The sequence below is a fragment of the Sneathiella sp. P13V-1 genome, assembly GCF_015143595.1.
Lineage (GTDB): Bacteria > Pseudomonadota > Alphaproteobacteria > Sneathiellales > Sneathiellaceae > Sneathiella.
The window spans coordinates 1,420,036-1,436,417 of sequence record NZ_WYEU01000001.1 but is presented as its reverse complement, the minus strand read 5'-3'; the positions used below and the strand labels follow the sequence as shown (position 1 = coordinate 1,436,417).

The 16,382-nt window shown below is 49.7% G+C and carries 11 protein-coding genes; 1 reads left to right on the top strand and 10 read right to left on the bottom strand.

Annotated elements, in window-relative coordinates; genetic code table 11:
- The first annotated feature begins 580 nt into the window (after positions 1–580).
- On the top strand, positions 581–1,981 hold the full coding sequence (locus tag GUA87_RS18190) for a M23 family metallopeptidase (protein WP_321575880.1): 1,401 nt from the start codon (positions 581–583) through the stop codon (positions 1,979–1,981).
- 43 nt (positions 1,982–2,024) lie between these two features.
- Here GUA87_RS18190 and clpB read toward each other — a convergent pair whose 3' ends face one another.
- The 10 genes from clpB to GUA87_RS06890 form a co-directional block, all read right to left on the bottom strand.
- Positions 2,025–4,610: an ATP-dependent chaperone ClpB gene (clpB, locus tag GUA87_RS06935; RefSeq protein ID WP_193715762.1), complete on the bottom strand. Its 2,586-nt coding sequence runs from the start codon at positions 4,608–4,610 to the stop codon at positions 2,025–2,027.
- Positions 4,611–4,790: 180 nt separating this feature from the next.
- A complete protein-coding gene (locus tag GUA87_RS06930; RefSeq protein WP_193715761.1) occupies positions 4,791–5,486 on the bottom strand; it encodes a DUF4167 domain-containing protein in 696 nt (231 codons plus the stop codon).
- 238 nt (positions 5,487–5,724) lie between these two features.
- Positions 5,725–6,573, bottom strand: coding sequence for a peptide chain release factor N(5)-glutamine methyltransferase (prmC, locus tag GUA87_RS06925; RefSeq protein WP_193715760.1), 849 nt, complete (start codon positions 6,571–6,573; stop codon positions 5,725–5,727).
- Positions 6,574–6,575: 2 nt separating this feature from the next.
- Positions 6,576–7,664 carry a peptide chain release factor 1 gene (prfA, locus tag GUA87_RS06920; protein WP_193715759.1) on the bottom strand — a complete coding sequence of 363 codons (1,089 nt, stop codon included), beginning with the start codon at positions 7,662–7,664 and terminating at the stop codon, positions 6,576–6,578.
- Between the two features lie 9 nt (positions 7,665–7,673).
- Positions 7,674–8,918 (bottom strand): histidine--tRNA ligase, encoded by a 1,245-nt coding sequence (gene hisS, locus GUA87_RS06915; RefSeq protein WP_193715758.1) that lies wholly within the window; start codon positions 8,916–8,918, stop codon positions 7,674–7,676.
- A gap of 36 nt (positions 8,919–8,954) precedes the next feature.
- Positions 8,955–10,073 (bottom strand): flavodoxin-dependent (E)-4-hydroxy-3-methylbut-2-enyl-diphosphate synthase, encoded by a 1,119-nt coding sequence (gene ispG / locus GUA87_RS06910; RefSeq protein WP_193715757.1) that lies wholly within the window; start codon positions 10,071–10,073, stop codon positions 8,955–8,957.
- A 118-nt stretch (positions 10,074–10,191) separates the two neighbouring features.
- Positions 10,192–11,661 (bottom strand): helix-turn-helix domain-containing protein, encoded by a 1,470-nt coding sequence (locus GUA87_RS06905; protein ID WP_193715756.1) that lies wholly within the window; start codon positions 11,659–11,661, stop codon positions 10,192–10,194.
- Positions 11,662–11,764: 103 nt separating this feature from the next.
- Positions 11,765–14,029: a phosphoenolpyruvate--protein phosphotransferase gene (gene ptsP / locus GUA87_RS06900; RefSeq protein WP_193715755.1), complete on the bottom strand. Its 2,265-nt coding sequence runs from the start codon at positions 14,027–14,029 to the stop codon at positions 11,765–11,767.
- 19 nt (positions 14,030–14,048) lie between these two features.
- The gene (locus tag GUA87_RS06895; RefSeq protein ID WP_193715754.1) at positions 14,049–15,071 is read right to left on the bottom strand and encodes an NAD(P)H-dependent flavin oxidoreductase; all 1,023 of its coding nucleotides are present in this window, start codon (positions 15,069–15,071) and stop codon (positions 14,049–14,051) included.
- A 4-nt stretch (positions 15,072–15,075) separates the two neighbouring features.
- The gene (locus GUA87_RS06890; RefSeq protein WP_193715847.1) at positions 15,076–16,296 is read right to left on the bottom strand and encodes an aspartate kinase; all 1,221 of its coding nucleotides are present in this window, start codon (positions 16,294–16,296) and stop codon (positions 15,076–15,078) included.
- Between the last annotated feature and the right edge of the window lie 86 nt (positions 16,297–16,382).

Below are 16,382 nucleotides of genomic sequence, written 5' to 3'. Positions count from 1 at the left end.
GACTTTAATTTTTGTAACAAAATTACTGTCGATGCACGCACTGCAAACACTCACTAAAACAAGCTATCGCTGCCCGCGCATCTCTTTCTTCTCATCTCAACAATGTAAATTAACAACCGAAGTTTCCTTCGTAAATCCAACCCTCCGAAACCCTCTCAGATCCTCGCTCGTAAGCGCTTCCAAGTGACCCCGTCCGGCGGTGTGGAGCGGTTTATAGGCCCATCATCCCAAACCGTCAAACCCTTTTTTGATCTTTTTTCAAAAAACTTCTCTTTCCCCATTTTTTAGCCATTATGAAAGTTCAGCAGGTTCATATCGAACGCGTTTTCGGCACTTATTGTTATATTCTTCCAAGCCCTGTGGATATCTTTCTTACCAGCCCTTGAATCATTCCCTCCGAACTGCATGGCAGACACATATTTCACCTAATTCGATTCAGCAGATCACAAAGCGATACGGATTTCACGCCAAATAAGGTAATAATGTGGAATGCTTGACAAATAAGAGGGGTGTCCTCATTGTCTAGCAAGGCTTTGGGCCCTATAAGGTTAATCCTGTTATAGACATTCAGGTGTAGTAAGTGCGCAGCAAGATAAAGCAAACATCTTCATATAGGTTTATCATACCCCTTGTGACCATCATTGGCGGGGCCTCTATCGGAGGGATGATTGCTTATTCCTTCCTTCCAGACGAAGAACCTGACATTTCTCAAGCAAGAGATGCAAGCACGGTTGCTGAGGACGTAAGTTCACCAGAACCTCAATCTGCACAGGCACCCAAAGCAGAGATTCAACTGGCATCGCTTTCGGAAGAAGTCATAACAGAAGAAGTCACCAAGACGGTTTCCGTTGGCAAAGGTGACACTCTAATGAAACTCCTCACCCGATCTGGTGCCAACACACAAGATAGCTACGATGCGATCGTGGCGTTATCTGAAAAGTACAATCCACGACAACTGAAAATCGGGCAGGACGTCAAGCTCTCCTTTTTAAAAGAAGACCGGCCTGTTGCAAACGGCAGGGAAGAGACGTTCCAATTAGTGAGTGTTTCTTTGAAGGAAGATGTGGACAGAGAAGTAGCCGCAATCAGGCAGGATGATGGCTTCTCGGTCAAAGAGACTGTCATTGAACTTGAAAAGAAGATGGCTCGGGCCGGTGGCACAATTGAAAACTCTTTATTCCTATCCGCTGCCCAATCCGGTCTTCCAACTCGGGTTACCCTTGAGCTTATTCGTATCTTCAGTTTTGACGTTGATTTCCAGCGCGAGATACAGGCTGGTGACAAATTTGAAGTCTATTTCGAACGCTTTGTAGATGAAAATGGCACGGCGCTAAAAGAAGGGCGTATCTTATGGGCTTCCCTCACCCTAAGTGGTGATGAAATTTCCCTGTATCGTTTCAAAACCAAAGATGATGGTTTTACAGATTATTACGGGCCTAACGGTCAAAGTGTTCGAAAAACGCTGATGCGGACCCCTATTGATGGTGCCCGCCTGACGTCTCGGTTTGGAAAACGTAAACATCCAATCCTCGGCTATACCAAAATGCATCGCGGCGCTGACTTCGGCGCCCCTCGCGGCACGCCAATTATGGCAGCCGGTAACGGTGTCGTAGAAATGGCGGCCCGAAATGGTGCTTACGGCAACTATGTTCGCATCCGCCATACCAGCGAGTACAAAACAGCCTACGCCCATATGAAGGGATATGCGAAAGGCATCCGAAAGGGAGCGCGTGTCAAACAGGGCCAGATCATTGGTTATGTGGGCACTACCGGCCGGTCAACCGGCCCCCATCTTCATTATGAAGTACTTAAAAGCGGACGTCAGATTAACCCATTATCCGTGAAGCTACCGGCTGGACGAAAACTGAAGGGTAAAATGATGAACGCCTTCAAATCTCATATGAAGCAAATGAATAAGGATATCGCAGCACTTCCCATGCTGAACAAGGTAGCGAGCCTGGAAGAAAAACCACAGAACTAGACAATAAAAAAGGGCGGCTTACAGAGCCGCCCTTTTTGTTTGATCAATCAACTGTCACCAGCTGATCATTGATTGTCAGCCCGTCATCTGAGGCGCTCACCTCAACAGTATCTCCATCTGCAATATCCCCTTGCAGCAACATTGTTGCGAGAGGGTTCTGCAGTTGACGTTGAATAACCCGCTTTAACGGACGCGCACCGTAAATCGGATCAAATCCACGATCCGCGAGACAAGTCCGCGCTTTCGCGTCAAGATTGATCGTAATCTGACGATCCTCCAGCAAGGCAATTAGCTGCGCCAGCTGAATATCTACAATGCCATCCATATTGTCTCTCGACAGACGGTGGAAGACGATTTGCTCATCCAAACGGTTCAGAAACTCCGGACGAAAAGCGGATCTGACAACCTCCAACACCTTGGCCTGTACCAGAGGATCATCCGCATCCCCCTCAACTAGATGCTCACTACCCAGGTTGGAGGTGAGGATGATCACTGTATTTTTGAAATCTACAGTGCGCCCCTGTCCATCAGTGAGGCGACCATCATCCAGAACCTGCAAGAGGATATTGAAGACATCCGGATGCGCCTTCTCCACCTCATCAAAGAGGATGACCTGATAAGGTCTGCGGCGAACTGCCTCTGTAATGACACCGCCCTGATCATAGCCAACATAACCAGGAGGCGCCCCGATCAATCTGGAAACGCTGTGTTTTTCCATAAATTCGGACATATCAACCCGAAGAAGCGCATGTTCATCATCAAAGAGGAACTCGGCCAGAGCCTTGGTAAGCTCTGTCTTACCCACACCAGTTGGCCCCAAAAACAGGAAGGACCCGATAGGACGGTTTTGATCCTGCAACCCTGCACGGGCGCGGCGTACCGCATTGGAAACCGCAACAAGCGCTTCTTCCTGCCCGATAACACGAGCACGAAGCCGGTTTTCCATATCCAGAAGTTTCTCCCGTTCACCAGACAGCATCTTATCCATAGGGATACCGGTCCAGCGAGAGACTACACCCGCTATGTCCTGCTCCTTGACACTTTCAGTGACCAGCGAAGAGCTTTCCGCCTCTTCAGCTTCCTCAAGTTTCTTTTCAAGAGAAGGGATCAATCCGTAAGCAAGTTCCCCTGCCCGCTGCAAATCACCCTGACGCTGGCAAGTCGCCAGATCCTGACGTGCCTGATCCAACTGCTCTTTCACAGCTTGGGCAGATTGAAGTTTTTCCTTCTCTGCTTTCCAGGCTGCGGTCAGCTCTTCAGATTTGCGTTCCAGACCTACAAGCTCTTCCCGCAATTTTTCCAGACGATCTTGTGATGCTTTGTCCGTTTCCTTCTCAAGGGCAGAAGCCTCGATTTTCATCTGGAGGATTTTACGGTCAAGCTCATCCACTTCCTCTGGTTTGCTGTCTACTTCCATCCGGCGGCGGCTTGCCGCCTCATCAACCAGATCAATAGCCTTATCCGGCAAGAAACGATCTGTAATATACCGATTGGATAGTGTCGCCGCGGCAACAAGAGCGTTATCAGCAATATGTACCCCGTGGTGGAGTTCATATTTCTCTTTTAAGCCCCGCAAAATTGAAATTGTGTCCTCAACGGTCGGTTCCGTCACAAACACAGATTGGAAACGGCGGGCTAAAGCCGCATCTTTTTCAATATATTTACGATATTCATCAAGAGTGGTAGCACCAACACAATGAAGTTCACCGCGAGCCAACGCCGGCTTCAGCAGGTTGGAAGCATCCATTGATCCTTCGGAAGCACCAGCGCCAACCAAAGTATGAAGTTCATCAATAAAGAGAACCACTTCACCTTCCAAAGCAGTGATTTCTGAAAGAACAGACTTCAAACGCTCTTCAAATTCACCGCGGTACTTGGCACCCGCAATCAATTGACCAAGGTCCAGAGACATCAGCTTCTTGTCTTTCAAGCTCTCAGGTACATCGCCATTGACGATCCGAAGGGCTAGACCTTCAATGATTGCGGTTTTACCCACACCCGGCTCACCGATGAGAACGGGATTATTCTTGGTTCTACGGGAGAGCACTTGAATAGTACGGCGAATTTCTTCATCTCGCCCGATAACAGGATCAAGTTTTCCATCACGAGCTGCTTCGGTCAAATCACGTGCGTATTTATTCAACGCATCGTAGGAGCCTTCCGCGCCTGCGCTGTCTGCTTTGCGACCTTTTCGCAAATCATTGATCGCACTATTAATATTATTCGGTGTTACACCTGCCGCCCCCAAAATCCGGGACGCCTCAGTCCCTTTTTCAAGGGTGAGAGCCAAAAGAAGACGCTCGACTGTAACGAAACTGTCGCCTTCTTTCTGGGCAAGTTTCTGAGCGTTATCAAAGAGGCGCGCCATTTCAGGTTTCAGGCTGATTTGCCCCGCACCACTTCCTGTCACTTGAGGCAATTTACCAAGGGCGAGTTCAGTTTCCTGAAGTGCCTGTTTGGAATTGCCTCCGGCCTTCTCAATTAACCCACTGGCAAGACCTTCCTGATCATCCAAGAGGACTTTCAGAAGATGTTCTGTTGTTAAAAATTGGTGATTTTCACGTAGTGCCAGCGATTGCGCCGCCTGCACAAACCCACGCGAACGGTCAGTATATTTTTCAAAATCCATGCTCATCCTCGACACATAGAACGTTGTCATGTCACGCAGCCAACACGATCCCTAACTAGGCAATCGCAACGTCGACCCGTCAACGGTTTACACTACCTTACTTGGTAGGTGTCATTGATTTTACAATAGTATTCTGATTGTGAATTGAGGCTAATCAAAAAAATAGGGGGCTTTCGCCCCTTATTCAGTAGAAGACACTTCGTCTTCGCTTTCTCTTGCATCACTGCGGCTGGTTGTTCTACGTCTCAGCCCCCGTGTCCGACTGACACGTCTTTTTGTTTTCGGTTTATCTTCGACAACCTCACCAGCAGCAGCTTGAGGGGCTTCAGACATGTCCTCATCATCGGGCTCTTCTGATGACTCTACAAACTGAATTTCATCTGGTTTATCAGTGTCCGGGTTGCTGAGATCAATAATGATGGTCTCAGCGACCACCTCACCGTCCTCGGCATCTTCAGATTTGTCTGACGCGACATCTTCGGAATTAATTTCAACTAGAACGTCTTCGTCAGCAGCATCCGTTTTGTTGCCATCTGCAAGTGCTTCTGCTTCTGTATCCGCCTCATCACTGTTTTTGTCCAGTTTCACGAGGTTATTAGCAAGCATGATACGGTAATAATGCTCCGCATGTTGAAAATAGTTTTCAGCGGCAACCGGGTTACCCGACATGTAAGCATCGCGCCCCAAGGAAGTGTATTTTTCATACACCTGAGTAGCTGAGCCGCGAATCTTCCCGTCAGGCCCATTACTATCATAGCTGCGATTGCTGTTATTTGAACGCCGGCTGTTGTTATTTCCGCGCCCTCCCTGAGAGCCGGAACGTCCTCCAGAACCGGAACGACCGCCGCGAGAGCGGCGATTACTGCTTGCACGCATCACACTAATCTATCCATCTTTTATAGTTCAAAGATATAACAAAAATATTGGTCAAGATTATGACGCAGCTCTCCGTTCCCATGGGAAAAACAGCTGCAAAAAATCCAGGAATAAAGTCAGAATTTTATTGTAAAATATCGACCCGCGACCCACTTGGGGTTTAAACGTTTCCGCTTGATCCAAAACAACCCTAGCGCCGCTTTTTGGTTTTTCCAACCTTTTTTTTAAAAATCTGGAATTAAATCCGGCCAAAAACACATCTGGCAATACCGGCAAGATCATTTGCACACGAAATATCTCTAAAACCTTCAATTTGCATTAATTTTTGCACGTCTTGTGCCTGGTGGATACCAACTTCGAAACCGAGCCATCCACCACCACACAAATAGGATTGAGCATTCGAAATAATGTGGCGATAGCAATCCAAACCATCCTCGCCCCCAAAAAGGGCTAGATGAGGCTCAAACTCTCTCACTTCCGGCTGAAGCTCACCTTTAACAGCGTCCGGAATGTAGGGGGGATTGCTCACAATCAGATCAAATTTGCCGTCAACATTTGCAAACCACGGCCCTTCAATAAATGAGGTTCTGTTTTCCAAATTCAGATTTTCAGCATTTGCACTGGCAACCTTCATGGCATCAAGGCTGATATCAACTCCTACACCTGTTGCTTTTGGCCGTTCTGCCAACAGGGTCAAAAGAATGCATCCGCTTCCTGTCCCCAGATCCAGAACCCGATACGGTTTTTCCATATCGGGCATCTCTGTCAGTGCAAGTTCAATCAAGGTTTCAGTATCAGGACGTGGGTCAAGAACATGGGAGTTCACAATAAACTCCCTGCTCCAAAATTCGCGTTTTCCCAAAATATGGGAGATTGGTTCCCGCTTTTCACGGCGCTCCACCAATTCTTCAAAAACGGACTGTTCCTGATCGGTCAGAAGTCTTTCTGGTTCCCTGAACAGAAGGTCTCTGTCCGCCTTCAAGCAGTCCATCATCAAAAGGTTTGCATCCTGACGCGCAAATTCTACACCCGCACCCTTTAGCCGAATTGTTGCTTCTATAAGCGCTTGATCCAGCCGGATAGTCACACTTAAGCTCCGCCTTCCACTTCAGCAAGGCGTTCCGCCTGATCTTCAGCAATCAGCGCGTCAATCACTTCACCTAGCGCTTCACCAGCCAGAACTTTATCGAGCTTGTAGAGGGTGAGATTGATACGGTGATCTGTCACACGCCCTTGAGGAAAATTGTAGGTACGAATGCGTTCAGAACGGTCTCCAGATCCAACCTGCCCTTTTCGCTCCGCAGAACGTTCAGCCGCTTTTGCCGCGCGCTCGGCCTCATAGATGCGAGAGCGAAGAACAGACATAGCCTTGGCTTTGTTTTTGTGCTGGGATTTCTCATCCTGCTGCTGCACCACAATTCCGGTTGGGATATGGGTAATACGCACAGCGGAGTCGGTTGTATTCACGGACTGGCCACCAGGGCCTGAGGCGCGGAAAATATCGACGCGAATATCTTTATCTTCGATCTTAACGTCAATTTCTTCAGCTTCCGGAAGCACTGCGACAGTGGCGGCAGAGGTATGAATACGGCCCCCCGTTTCTGTTTCAGGAACACGTTGCACCCGATGAACACCGGATTCAAACTTCAGTTTGGAGAACACGCTTGCGCCGGAGACCTTAACCACAGCCTCTTTAACGCCACCAATATCGGATTCAGACGCGGACATAGTCTCGCACTTCCATCCCATGGCTTCGGCGTAGCGTTGATACATACGCATTAAATCGCCTGCGAAAAGCGCCGCCTCATCGCCGCCGGTACCGGCGCGTAGTTCCAAAATGGCGTTTTTGGTATCCGCATCATCCTTTGGCAGCAGTTGAATTTTAATCTCATGCTCAAGATCAGGAAGACCCGCTTTCAGCTCCGCAAGCTCCTCTTCCGCCATTTCCCGCATTTCATCATCGGTATCGTCACTGCCCAGCATTTCTTCAAGATCAGCAATTTCATGCCGCGATTGACGGAATGCCTGAATGGTCTCCACAACGGGTTTAAGCTCAGAATACTCGCGGCTCATTTTCACAAAATCGTCCGCGGCCACATCGCCCATTTCACCAGCCATGCCTGCTTCCAGCTCTTCATAGCGAGCGACAATCATGTTGAGTTTATCTTCTGGTAACATGATATTTCCTTAAGCTAGCTCAGCTATTTTTGCGGCTATTTCACTGAGCGGAACTTCAACTTGCGTGCCGTCATCCAGATCCCGGAAGGTACACACATTCTTTTCCAGCTCATCTTCACCGATAAGGATTGCGGCACGTGCATTCAGCTTATTAGCCCTCTTCATGCGCTTACCCACATTGCCCTTGAACGCCATTTCAATATTAACGCCAGCGAAGCGAAGATCATAAGCAAGCTTGGCGGCTGCCTTTTCAGCCTCCTCCCCAACAGGGACAATGGCAACAGGACGCTCGGCTGCAGGCACCAATTCTGTCAGAAGACAAAGGCGTTCCATTCCGCCGGCCCAGCCAATTCCGGGGGTTGGCTTCCCGCCCAGCATTTCAATCAAGCCATCATAGCGCCCGCCAGCGATCACCGCCCCTTGCGCGCCCAACGCGTCAGTTACAAATTCAAACGCTGTATGAGTGTAATAATCAAGACCACGAACAAGGCGACGATTCACTTCATATGAAATGCCCAGAAGGTCCAGACCTTCCAGAACCTGAGCGAAGAAATCAGTCGAATACTCATTCAGATAATCTGTAAACACGGGCGCATCGGCAACCAACGCCTGATCACCCTTGTCTTTGCTATCCAAAATACGAAGCGGGTTCCGGGTCAGACGAGACAGGCTGTCTTCAGACAGCTTGTCTTTATGCGCGGTGAAATAGTCAACAAGCGCCGTGCGATATGCGTCACGGCTTTCCGCATCTCCCAAAGTATTGATCTGCAAAGTACACAGCTTCAACACATCAAGTTTTTTCAAAATAGCGGCAGCCACAGAAATCACTTCGATATCCGCTTTTGGCTCGGCCGCACCGATACATTCAAGGTCGATTTGGTGGAACTGGCGCTGACGCCCTTTTTGTGGCCGTTCATAACGGAACATGGGACCCGCTGCAAACGCCTTAAACGGCACATTCTGTTGAAGGCCGTTACTGATGAAAGATCGGCAAATGCCCGCGGTATATTCCGGACGCAGTGTCATACTTTCGCCGCCGCGGCTTTCAAAGGTGTACATTTCCTTTGAAACCACATCTGATGTCTCGCCCATTGTGCGAGCGAAAACCTCGGTAAATTCGAAAATTGGCGTTGCCATTTCCCCATACCCAAAACAGGCGGCAATATCCCGCGCTGTGTCGCGTACATGGGCATGTGCCCGAAAATCTTCAGGCAACAGATCATGGGTACCGCGAACCGGTTGAGGTTGTGACATTTCTTATTCTCCGTAAAACTTAGAAAGGCGTAACTTTCAAGACGCCTCGGCAGCAGCGGCTTCCGCTTCCAACTGTTCTGCTTTTGCTTCAACCAGCTCAACGATATGATCCACCATACCGTCTGTGTCAATCTTGTGATCGGTGACACCGCTTAAATAAACCATGTGATTGCCTTTTCCGCCACCGGTAAGGCCAATATCTGTCTCCCGCGCTTCACCCGGGCCATTGACCACACAGCCGATAATGGAAAGGGTCATCGGTGTGGAAATATGCTCCAGTCGCTCTTCCAGTTTTTCAACTGTCTTGATCACAGGGAAAGCCTGACGGGCACAGGAGGGACAGGAAATAATCGTGACACCCCGGCGGCGAAGGCCAAGACTTTTCAGGATTTCATATCCCACCTTAATCTCTTCCACAGGGTCCGCGGATAAAGACACGCGAAGTGTATCACCGATACCGGACCATAGAAGCATACCAAGACCAATGGAGGATTTCACCGTTCCTGCGGTCAAACCACCGGCTTCGGTAATCCCCAAATGAAGTGGGTAATCACATGCCTCAGCAAGTCCCTGATAGGCTGCAACAGATAGAAACACATCTGAGGCTTTCACACTGATTTTGAAATTGGTGAAATCATTGTCTTCCAGAATGCGCGCGTGATTGAGCGCCGATTCCACCATAGCCTCTGGGCATGGTTCGCCATATTTCTCCAGCAGTTCTTTCTCAAGGCTACCCGCATTTACTCCAATACGCATGGAACAATCATTATCAACCGCTGCCTTGATCACTTCACGCACGCGATCCGCTGACCCGATATTGCCTGGGTTAATTCGAAGGCAGGAAGCCCCTGCTTCGGCCGCTTCAATCCCACGCTGATAATGAAAATGAATATCCGCAATAATCGGAACCGTGGTCTCCCGAACAATTTCCTTCAAGGCTTTTGTGCTTGCCTCATCGGGGCAGGACACACGCACCAAATCTGCACCCGCTTCTTCCAGTGCATGGATCTGGGCAATGGTCGCTTTAGGATCAGACGTCAGTGTGTTGGTCATGGACTGCACACTGATTGGAGCATCTCCGCCAACTAATACATTACCCACATTAATCTGACGGGATTTACGGCGAATAATATCGCGATATGGTCTTACGCTCATGGAACTGGTGCTTTTCGCTAAAATCTGCGGTCAGGCCGCCTCGAAATTCACGCCTAAAATGGCGTGGAAAGGCAGAAATTTCAACCTCTCTTTACACCACCGCTTTCTTAAAAGCGATTTATTGAACCGTAGTGAGTTTTTCTTTTAATTCTTCTGCGACAAGCGGCATTGACTGAACGATATGACCGTAACTACCAAGAGACCCCAGGTTTTCCCCGTCAACGCGAATTTCGACCCCACCTGCATTGGCAGTACTTAAGGTCAATCCTGTCTGGTTTGGCAGCATAAAGGTATCGCCAGCTTCCAACACTCTATCAAGAACGACCGCCTGATCTAAGCCTGTTACCTGAACCCACGCTTCCTGGTTAGCCACAATAACAATACGACCGTCCGCATTTTCAACACCTAATGCTTCTGGCAGTCTTTCAGTACGCTCAGCCACAGCGGAGTTGGTCTCAATTCGATCGAGATCCAATTTATTCTGCTCATACGGAACCTCAGCAACAGCTGGAGCTTGCACCTCTGGAGTAACCACAGCCTGTTGCGCAGCTTCGGTTACATCTGGCTTTTGCGGTTCATTTGACGGTTGAACAACAGCGGCTTCAGATTTTTCTGTCTCTGATACAGGTTCAGAAGACGCAGCTATCGTCACGTCTTTTTCGGCGACCGTTTCTGGCACTTTAGGAGGTGTTACTTCCGCTTTCGCAATATCCGTCACGACTTGATCGGTCCTGCTGGCGGTTTCATTTGGCTCATCTGAAGTTGAGGCTAAGACGTCAACACTCTTGCTGCTGTCAACTGATGTTGGGCTTGCTAGCTGAGGTTGGACGGCAGTGTTGCTTTCGCTGGCAACGGCTTGGGTTTCCTGGACCTCCGCCGCTTCTGGAGCTTCCGCCTCTCTATTCGCATCGCTTAAGGCCCCAACCTTCTCCTGCAGTTCTGCGGGCAGGTTGGACACAATCTCCAGGTCCAGCTGATTTTCCGAAAGGTAGAAATACCATCCTGCAAATAACCCGGCGATCAGAACCATACTGCCAAGGATAAGGCCCATTCCCGGGATCTTACCTTCTGAAGTAGGCTCTGGAAATGTCAGTTCAGGGGCTTGATGCCCTCCCTGGCTTTCGCTTTTATACAGATCTACTACTGAAACCGCGTCCAGTTGCAGAAGGTTGGCATAGGATCTCAAGAAACCTGTAACAAAGGCATGGCCCGGCAGATTTTCATAATTCCCACTCTCCAAGGCTTCGATCTGCTTGGGTCTTAGGCGTAATTGCTCTGCAGCTTCGTGAAGAGTGAGATCTCGGCGCATCCGTTCATTACGTAGATAATCGCCAAGGGTCAGATTTTCCTCTTCCTGCATTGACCCCATTTCCTCAGCAGAGATAAATTCGGCTTCTGCCTTTTTATCCTGAGGCAGTTCTTCTGGTGCAGGCAGCACTTCTACAGCTTCAGTCTCAACCTCATCGGTGATTTCCTGCTCAACCGCATACTGAGGCTCAACCGCGCCATCGCCCTCATTCTCGGCTTCCACGCTAAGATTGAGGCGCCCCTTTTCTGAATCAAGTGGAAGTTTCCCCTGTCTTCCCATTGAATACTCTCATCTTTCCAGATGCAGTGCCGGGCATAAGTAATACCACTGCATCATTGCCCTTGTGGCAATTATCAGAAAAAAATGCAGAATGTTCAATGATTTAAATAATAATGCCGTGATCTTTGGCAAATGCGCGCAGTTGTTCCCGCACTGAATGGGCAGAATTGCTGCATAGATTGGAGACAAAAGCCTCCAATTTAGGGATATCAGTGGTCCGGATCATTTCCTTTACAGGACCCAACCCTTCTAAGGACATGGACAAATGCCTGAAACCCAAACCAATAAGGGCCAACGCCTCCAGCGGGCGACCCGCAATATCCCCGCAGAGTGACAACGGAACTTCGTTCCGATTACATTCCACAGCAATATATCTGAGAAGGGACAGGAAACTGGGGCTAAGTATATCGTAGCGGTCGGTGACCATAGGATTACCCCGATCCACCGCAAAGAAAAACTGTAGCAGATCGTTAGAACCGACAGATACAAAGTCCACCTCGCGCAACAATTGCGGCAATTGCCAGACAATTGACGGCACTTCAATCATCGTCCCAACTCTAACATTTACTGGTGCGCCACCATCACGTTTGGCTTCCCGTTCGATTTCCTTCATCAAAAGAGATTTGGCTTCGGCAAATTCCGAAACTTCCGCCACCATTGGGAACATCAAAGAAAGATCTCGTCCCGATGCGGCCCGTACCATGGCCCGAAGCTGTGCCTTTAACAATGCCGGACGATCCAGACCAATACGAATGGCGCGCCAGCCAAGCGCCGGGTTTTCCTCTTCTTTCATTTCCAGATAAGGAAGGGCTTTATCACCGCCTACATCCAGAGTTCGAAAAACCACAGGTCGCCCGTTTGCTTTATCCAAAACTTTGGCATAGAGGCTTGTCTGCTCGTCCACCTTCGGCATTTGAGAGCGCACCATGAACTGCAGCTCTGTTCTAAACAGCCCAATTCCTTCCGCACCAGCACCCTGGAAATTGTCCAAATCAATGAGAAGACCGGCATTCATGCTGAGCTGAACCTTCTGCCCATCTTTGGAAACGGCTTCTTTATCACGAAGCGCCGCGTATTTGGCTTGTCGCTCTTCGCGGTGGCGAATACTGCGACTGAAGGTTTGGATAACATCATCGCCGGGACGGAGGAACACTTGCGCATTTTCAGCATCCACCAGAATAAAGTCGCCGTCCTCAACGGCGTTGGCAATTTCCTCACATTGCCCCAGAACAGGAACCCCGATGGCGCGCGCAACAATGGCAACATGACTACTGCGTGTACCTTCAACAAGGATAACACCTTTCAGATGCTCCTTATCATAATCAAGGAGTTCCGCTGCGCCCATATTGCGGGCCACGACGATCGTATCCTGATCAAGATGCTGCTTGTCCGGAACCGGAATACCATCCAAATGCAGATACAATCGATTTGCCAGATCATCCATATCCGAAAGCCGCTCCCGGATATAGGGATCAGTGATTTTCTTCATCCGCGCGCGGGTATCATCCTGCACACGCTTGATCGCCGCCTCACAGGTCAGGCCCGTATCCACCGCGCTTTCAAGTTTCTTAAGCCAGCTTTTGTCATGGGCGAACATCTTATAGGCTTCGAAGATATCCCGGGATTCTTCGGTTAAAATACCTTCGGGATCCACAAGCATCGCTTCAATGGCATCTTGTAGCGCGGTAACAGCCTTCTCCAGCCGCTCCTGTTCTTCCGCCGTATTCTCAGCAATGGTTTTTTGAACAACGATATGCGGCTCGTGCAAGATAGCATACCCGCTGCCCAATCCATCAGCCAGTGTCCGCCCGGTCAGGCGATGCGGTTTTGTAGCATTTCCCGCAGTATCAAGCAGTTCTTTGCTGCTGATCATCTCCTCAGAGCTGACGAGTTCAGCAACCACCATGGCGACCGTCTGAAGGGCTTCAGCCTCTTCTTCGGTATAATGGCGCATAGTGCGGTTCTGAACCGCAAGGACACCGATAACCCGGCCGCCCCTGAGGATCGGCACACCTAACAGAGAATGATAAATTTCCTCGCCCGTTTCAGGACGATAGGCAAAACGGGGATGACTTTGTGCGTCAGAAAGATTGAGCGGCCTCGAATGAGCCGCGATATCACCGATCAGCCCTTCGCCAACCCGAAGACGGGTGTTATGAACCGCTTCTTGCTTCAGGCCTTCTGTGGCGAAAAGTTCGAGCATGTCCCCGGCCCGCATCAGGTAACAGGAACACACTTCCGCAATCATATTGGAGGCAATGAGACGAACAATTTTCTGCAGCCGAAGTTCAGCGTCCCCCGTGCCCGCCATCACCTGCCGGATCTGGCGGAACAGTATACGGGGTCCGGTGACGGCCGCACTGTTCATCAAATTACCTTTCTAGTGTTTAGGCGCTAAAGGCAGCTTCCGCTTCGTTTACCAGCTCCTGAATAATGTCGGCAACAGGCTGCTCTTTCTTCACCATACCAACACTTTGGCCTGCCATAACAGACCCAAATTCAACATCCCCGTCAATAACGGCGCGGCGCAAGGCCCCCGCCCAGAAATGCTCAATCTCAAGCTGTGCTGCTTCCAGATCAAGATCACCTGCACGGTATTTCGCAATGACTTCGTGCTGGGTCTCGATAAATTTCTGAACACCCTGGTTATTCAAGGCACGCACTGGAATGACCGGGAACTGTGGATCTACCTGAACGGTGGTCACGGCATCACGGGCACTTGCGCGTTTGAACGCCTTTTTGAAGTCCGGGTGTGCAATACATTCATCTGCACATACAAAGCGTGTCCCAAGCTGACATCCAGCGGCCCCCATGCGAAGGTAGTTCGCAATGGCTTCACCCCGGCCGATACCACCGGCAACAAAAACAGGAACATCACTGATGTTTGGCAGGATTTCCTGCGCCAGAACGCTTGTCGAAACAGGGCCGATATGACCGCCGGCTTCCATGCCTTCGATGACCAGCGCATCCACACCGGTGCGAACCAGTTTTTTACCCAACGCCAAGGTCGGTGTGAAACAAATTGTCTTTGCGCCACCTTCCTTGATTTTCAGGATGGTATCTTTTGACGGCAATCCACCTGCCAGAACCACATGCCCCACATTATGGGACAAACAGACATCTACCAGCGCATCCAGATCGGGATGCATGGTGATCAGATTTACACCGAAAGGCTTGTCGGTCAGTTCTTTGGTTGCGGCAATTTCCTGATCCAGAAGATCAGTCGTCATGGCACCACAGGCAATCACACCGAAACCACCTGCGTTGGAGATGGCAGAAACCAGATTGCGCTCTGAAATCCAGGACATGGCACCGCCCAAAATGGCATATTTAGTGCCTAGAAACTCACATCCTCGTTCCCAGGCATTTTCGAGTGCCTGCACCCCGTCAAACGATGTCTGTTCAGTCATATTGTTACGCTGCATCCAGGTTAAAAGCTGAGTGAAGTGTTCTCACAGCAAGTTCTGTATATTCCTCTGCCAAGAGAACGCTAACTTTGATTTCAGAAGTGGAAATCACCTGAATATTAATACCTTTTTCTGCCAGCGCCGCAAACATGGTTTGTGCAACACCTGCATGGCTACGCATTCCCATGCCCACAATAGACACTTTCACAACATCCGGATCCGGAACGATTGCTTTGCAGTTTACTTCACCTTTCAGGCCCTCAAGAACCTTCATTGCCGCGTCCAGGTCAGACACACCAACCGTAAATGTGAGGTCCGTGGCTTTTCCATCTTCAGAAACATTCTGAACGATCATGTCTACGTTCACATGGGCATCGGCCAGCGCGCCAAATACCTTAGCAGCCACACCGGGTTGATCATTTACCTGCTGGAGTGTCACCTTAGCTTCGTCACGTGTGTAGGTAACGCCACTTACTACTTGCTGTTCCACAATATCATCCTCATCAACAACCAGAGTTCCTGGAAGGTCTTCAAAACTGGAGAGCACCTGGAGTTTCACCTGATGCTTCATCGCCATTTCAACGGAGCGGGTCTGCAATACCTTGGCACCAAGGGAGGCCAGCTCCAGCATTTCTTCATATGTAATTCTATCAAGTTTGGACGCTTTTGTCGCGATCCGGGGATCCGCCGTGTAAATGCCATCCACGTCTGTGTAGATGTCACAACGATCCGCATTCATGGCGGCTGCCAACGCCACCGCTGAGGTGTCAGAACCACCACGTCCAAGCGTCGTAATACGGTTCATAGGACCAACGCCCTGGAAGCCCGCACAAACAGCTACCTGATCTTCACCAAAACGGCGAATAATTTCAGTGCAGTCAATTTCTTCAATACGGGCCGCGCCATGTACATCACTGGTTTTGATCGGCACCTGCCACCCCAGCCAGGAACGCGCATTAACGCCAATATCCTGCAAAGCCATGGAAAGAAGACCCACCGTCACCTGTTCACCGCTGGAGACGACCACATCATATTCGCGCGCATCATGCAATGAGGCCACGTCTGACGTGAGGCCAACGAGCCGGTTCGTTTCCCCGGACATGGCGGAGACAACCACTGCTACTTCATTACCTGCATCAACTTCTTTTTTAACACGTTTGGCCACATTTTTGATGCGGTCAACTGACCCCACCGATGTCCCGCCAAACTTCATAACGATCCGTGCCATTTTGCGCACTAACCTCTCTTCACCGCCACATCGTATGCCGTTTTATTTTATCAACGGCTACCCTTTCATTACGAAGGAGCGTATAC

Excerpts from the sequence above, each read along its gene's own strand:
- GUA87_RS06905 (WP_193715756.1), bottom strand. The coding sequence starts at position 11,661 with ATGGGAAGACAGGGGAAACTTCCACTTGATTCAGAAAAGGGGCGCCTC.
- GUA87_RS06890 (WP_193715847.1), bottom strand. The coding sequence starts at position 16,296 with ATGGCACGGATCGTTATGAAGTTTGGCGGGACATCGGTGGGGTCAGTT.
- hisS (WP_193715758.1), bottom strand. The coding sequence starts at position 8,918 with ATGTCACAACCTCAACCGGTTCGCGGTACCCATGATCTGTTGCCTGAA.
- prfA (WP_193715759.1), bottom strand. The coding sequence starts at position 7,664 with ATGTTACCAGAAGATAAACTCAACATGATTGTCGCTCGCTATGAAGAG.
- GUA87_RS06930 (WP_193715761.1), bottom strand. The coding sequence starts at position 5,486 with ATGCGTGCAAGCAGTAATCGCCGCTCTCGCGGCGGTCGTTCCGGTTCT.
- clpB (WP_193715762.1), bottom strand. The coding sequence starts at position 4,610 with ATGGATTTTGAAAAATATACTGACCGTTCGCGTGGGTTTGTGCAGGCG.
- ptsP (WP_193715755.1), bottom strand. The coding sequence starts at position 14,029 with ATGAACAGTGCGGCCGTCACCGGACCCCGTATACTGTTCCGCCAGATC.
- ispG (WP_193715757.1), bottom strand. The coding sequence starts at position 10,073 with ATGAGCGTAAGACCATATCGCGATATTATTCGCCGTAAATCCCGTCAG.
- GUA87_RS06895 (WP_193715754.1), bottom strand. The coding sequence starts at position 15,071 with ATGACTGAACAGACATCGTTTGACGGGGTGCAGGCACTCGAAAATGCC.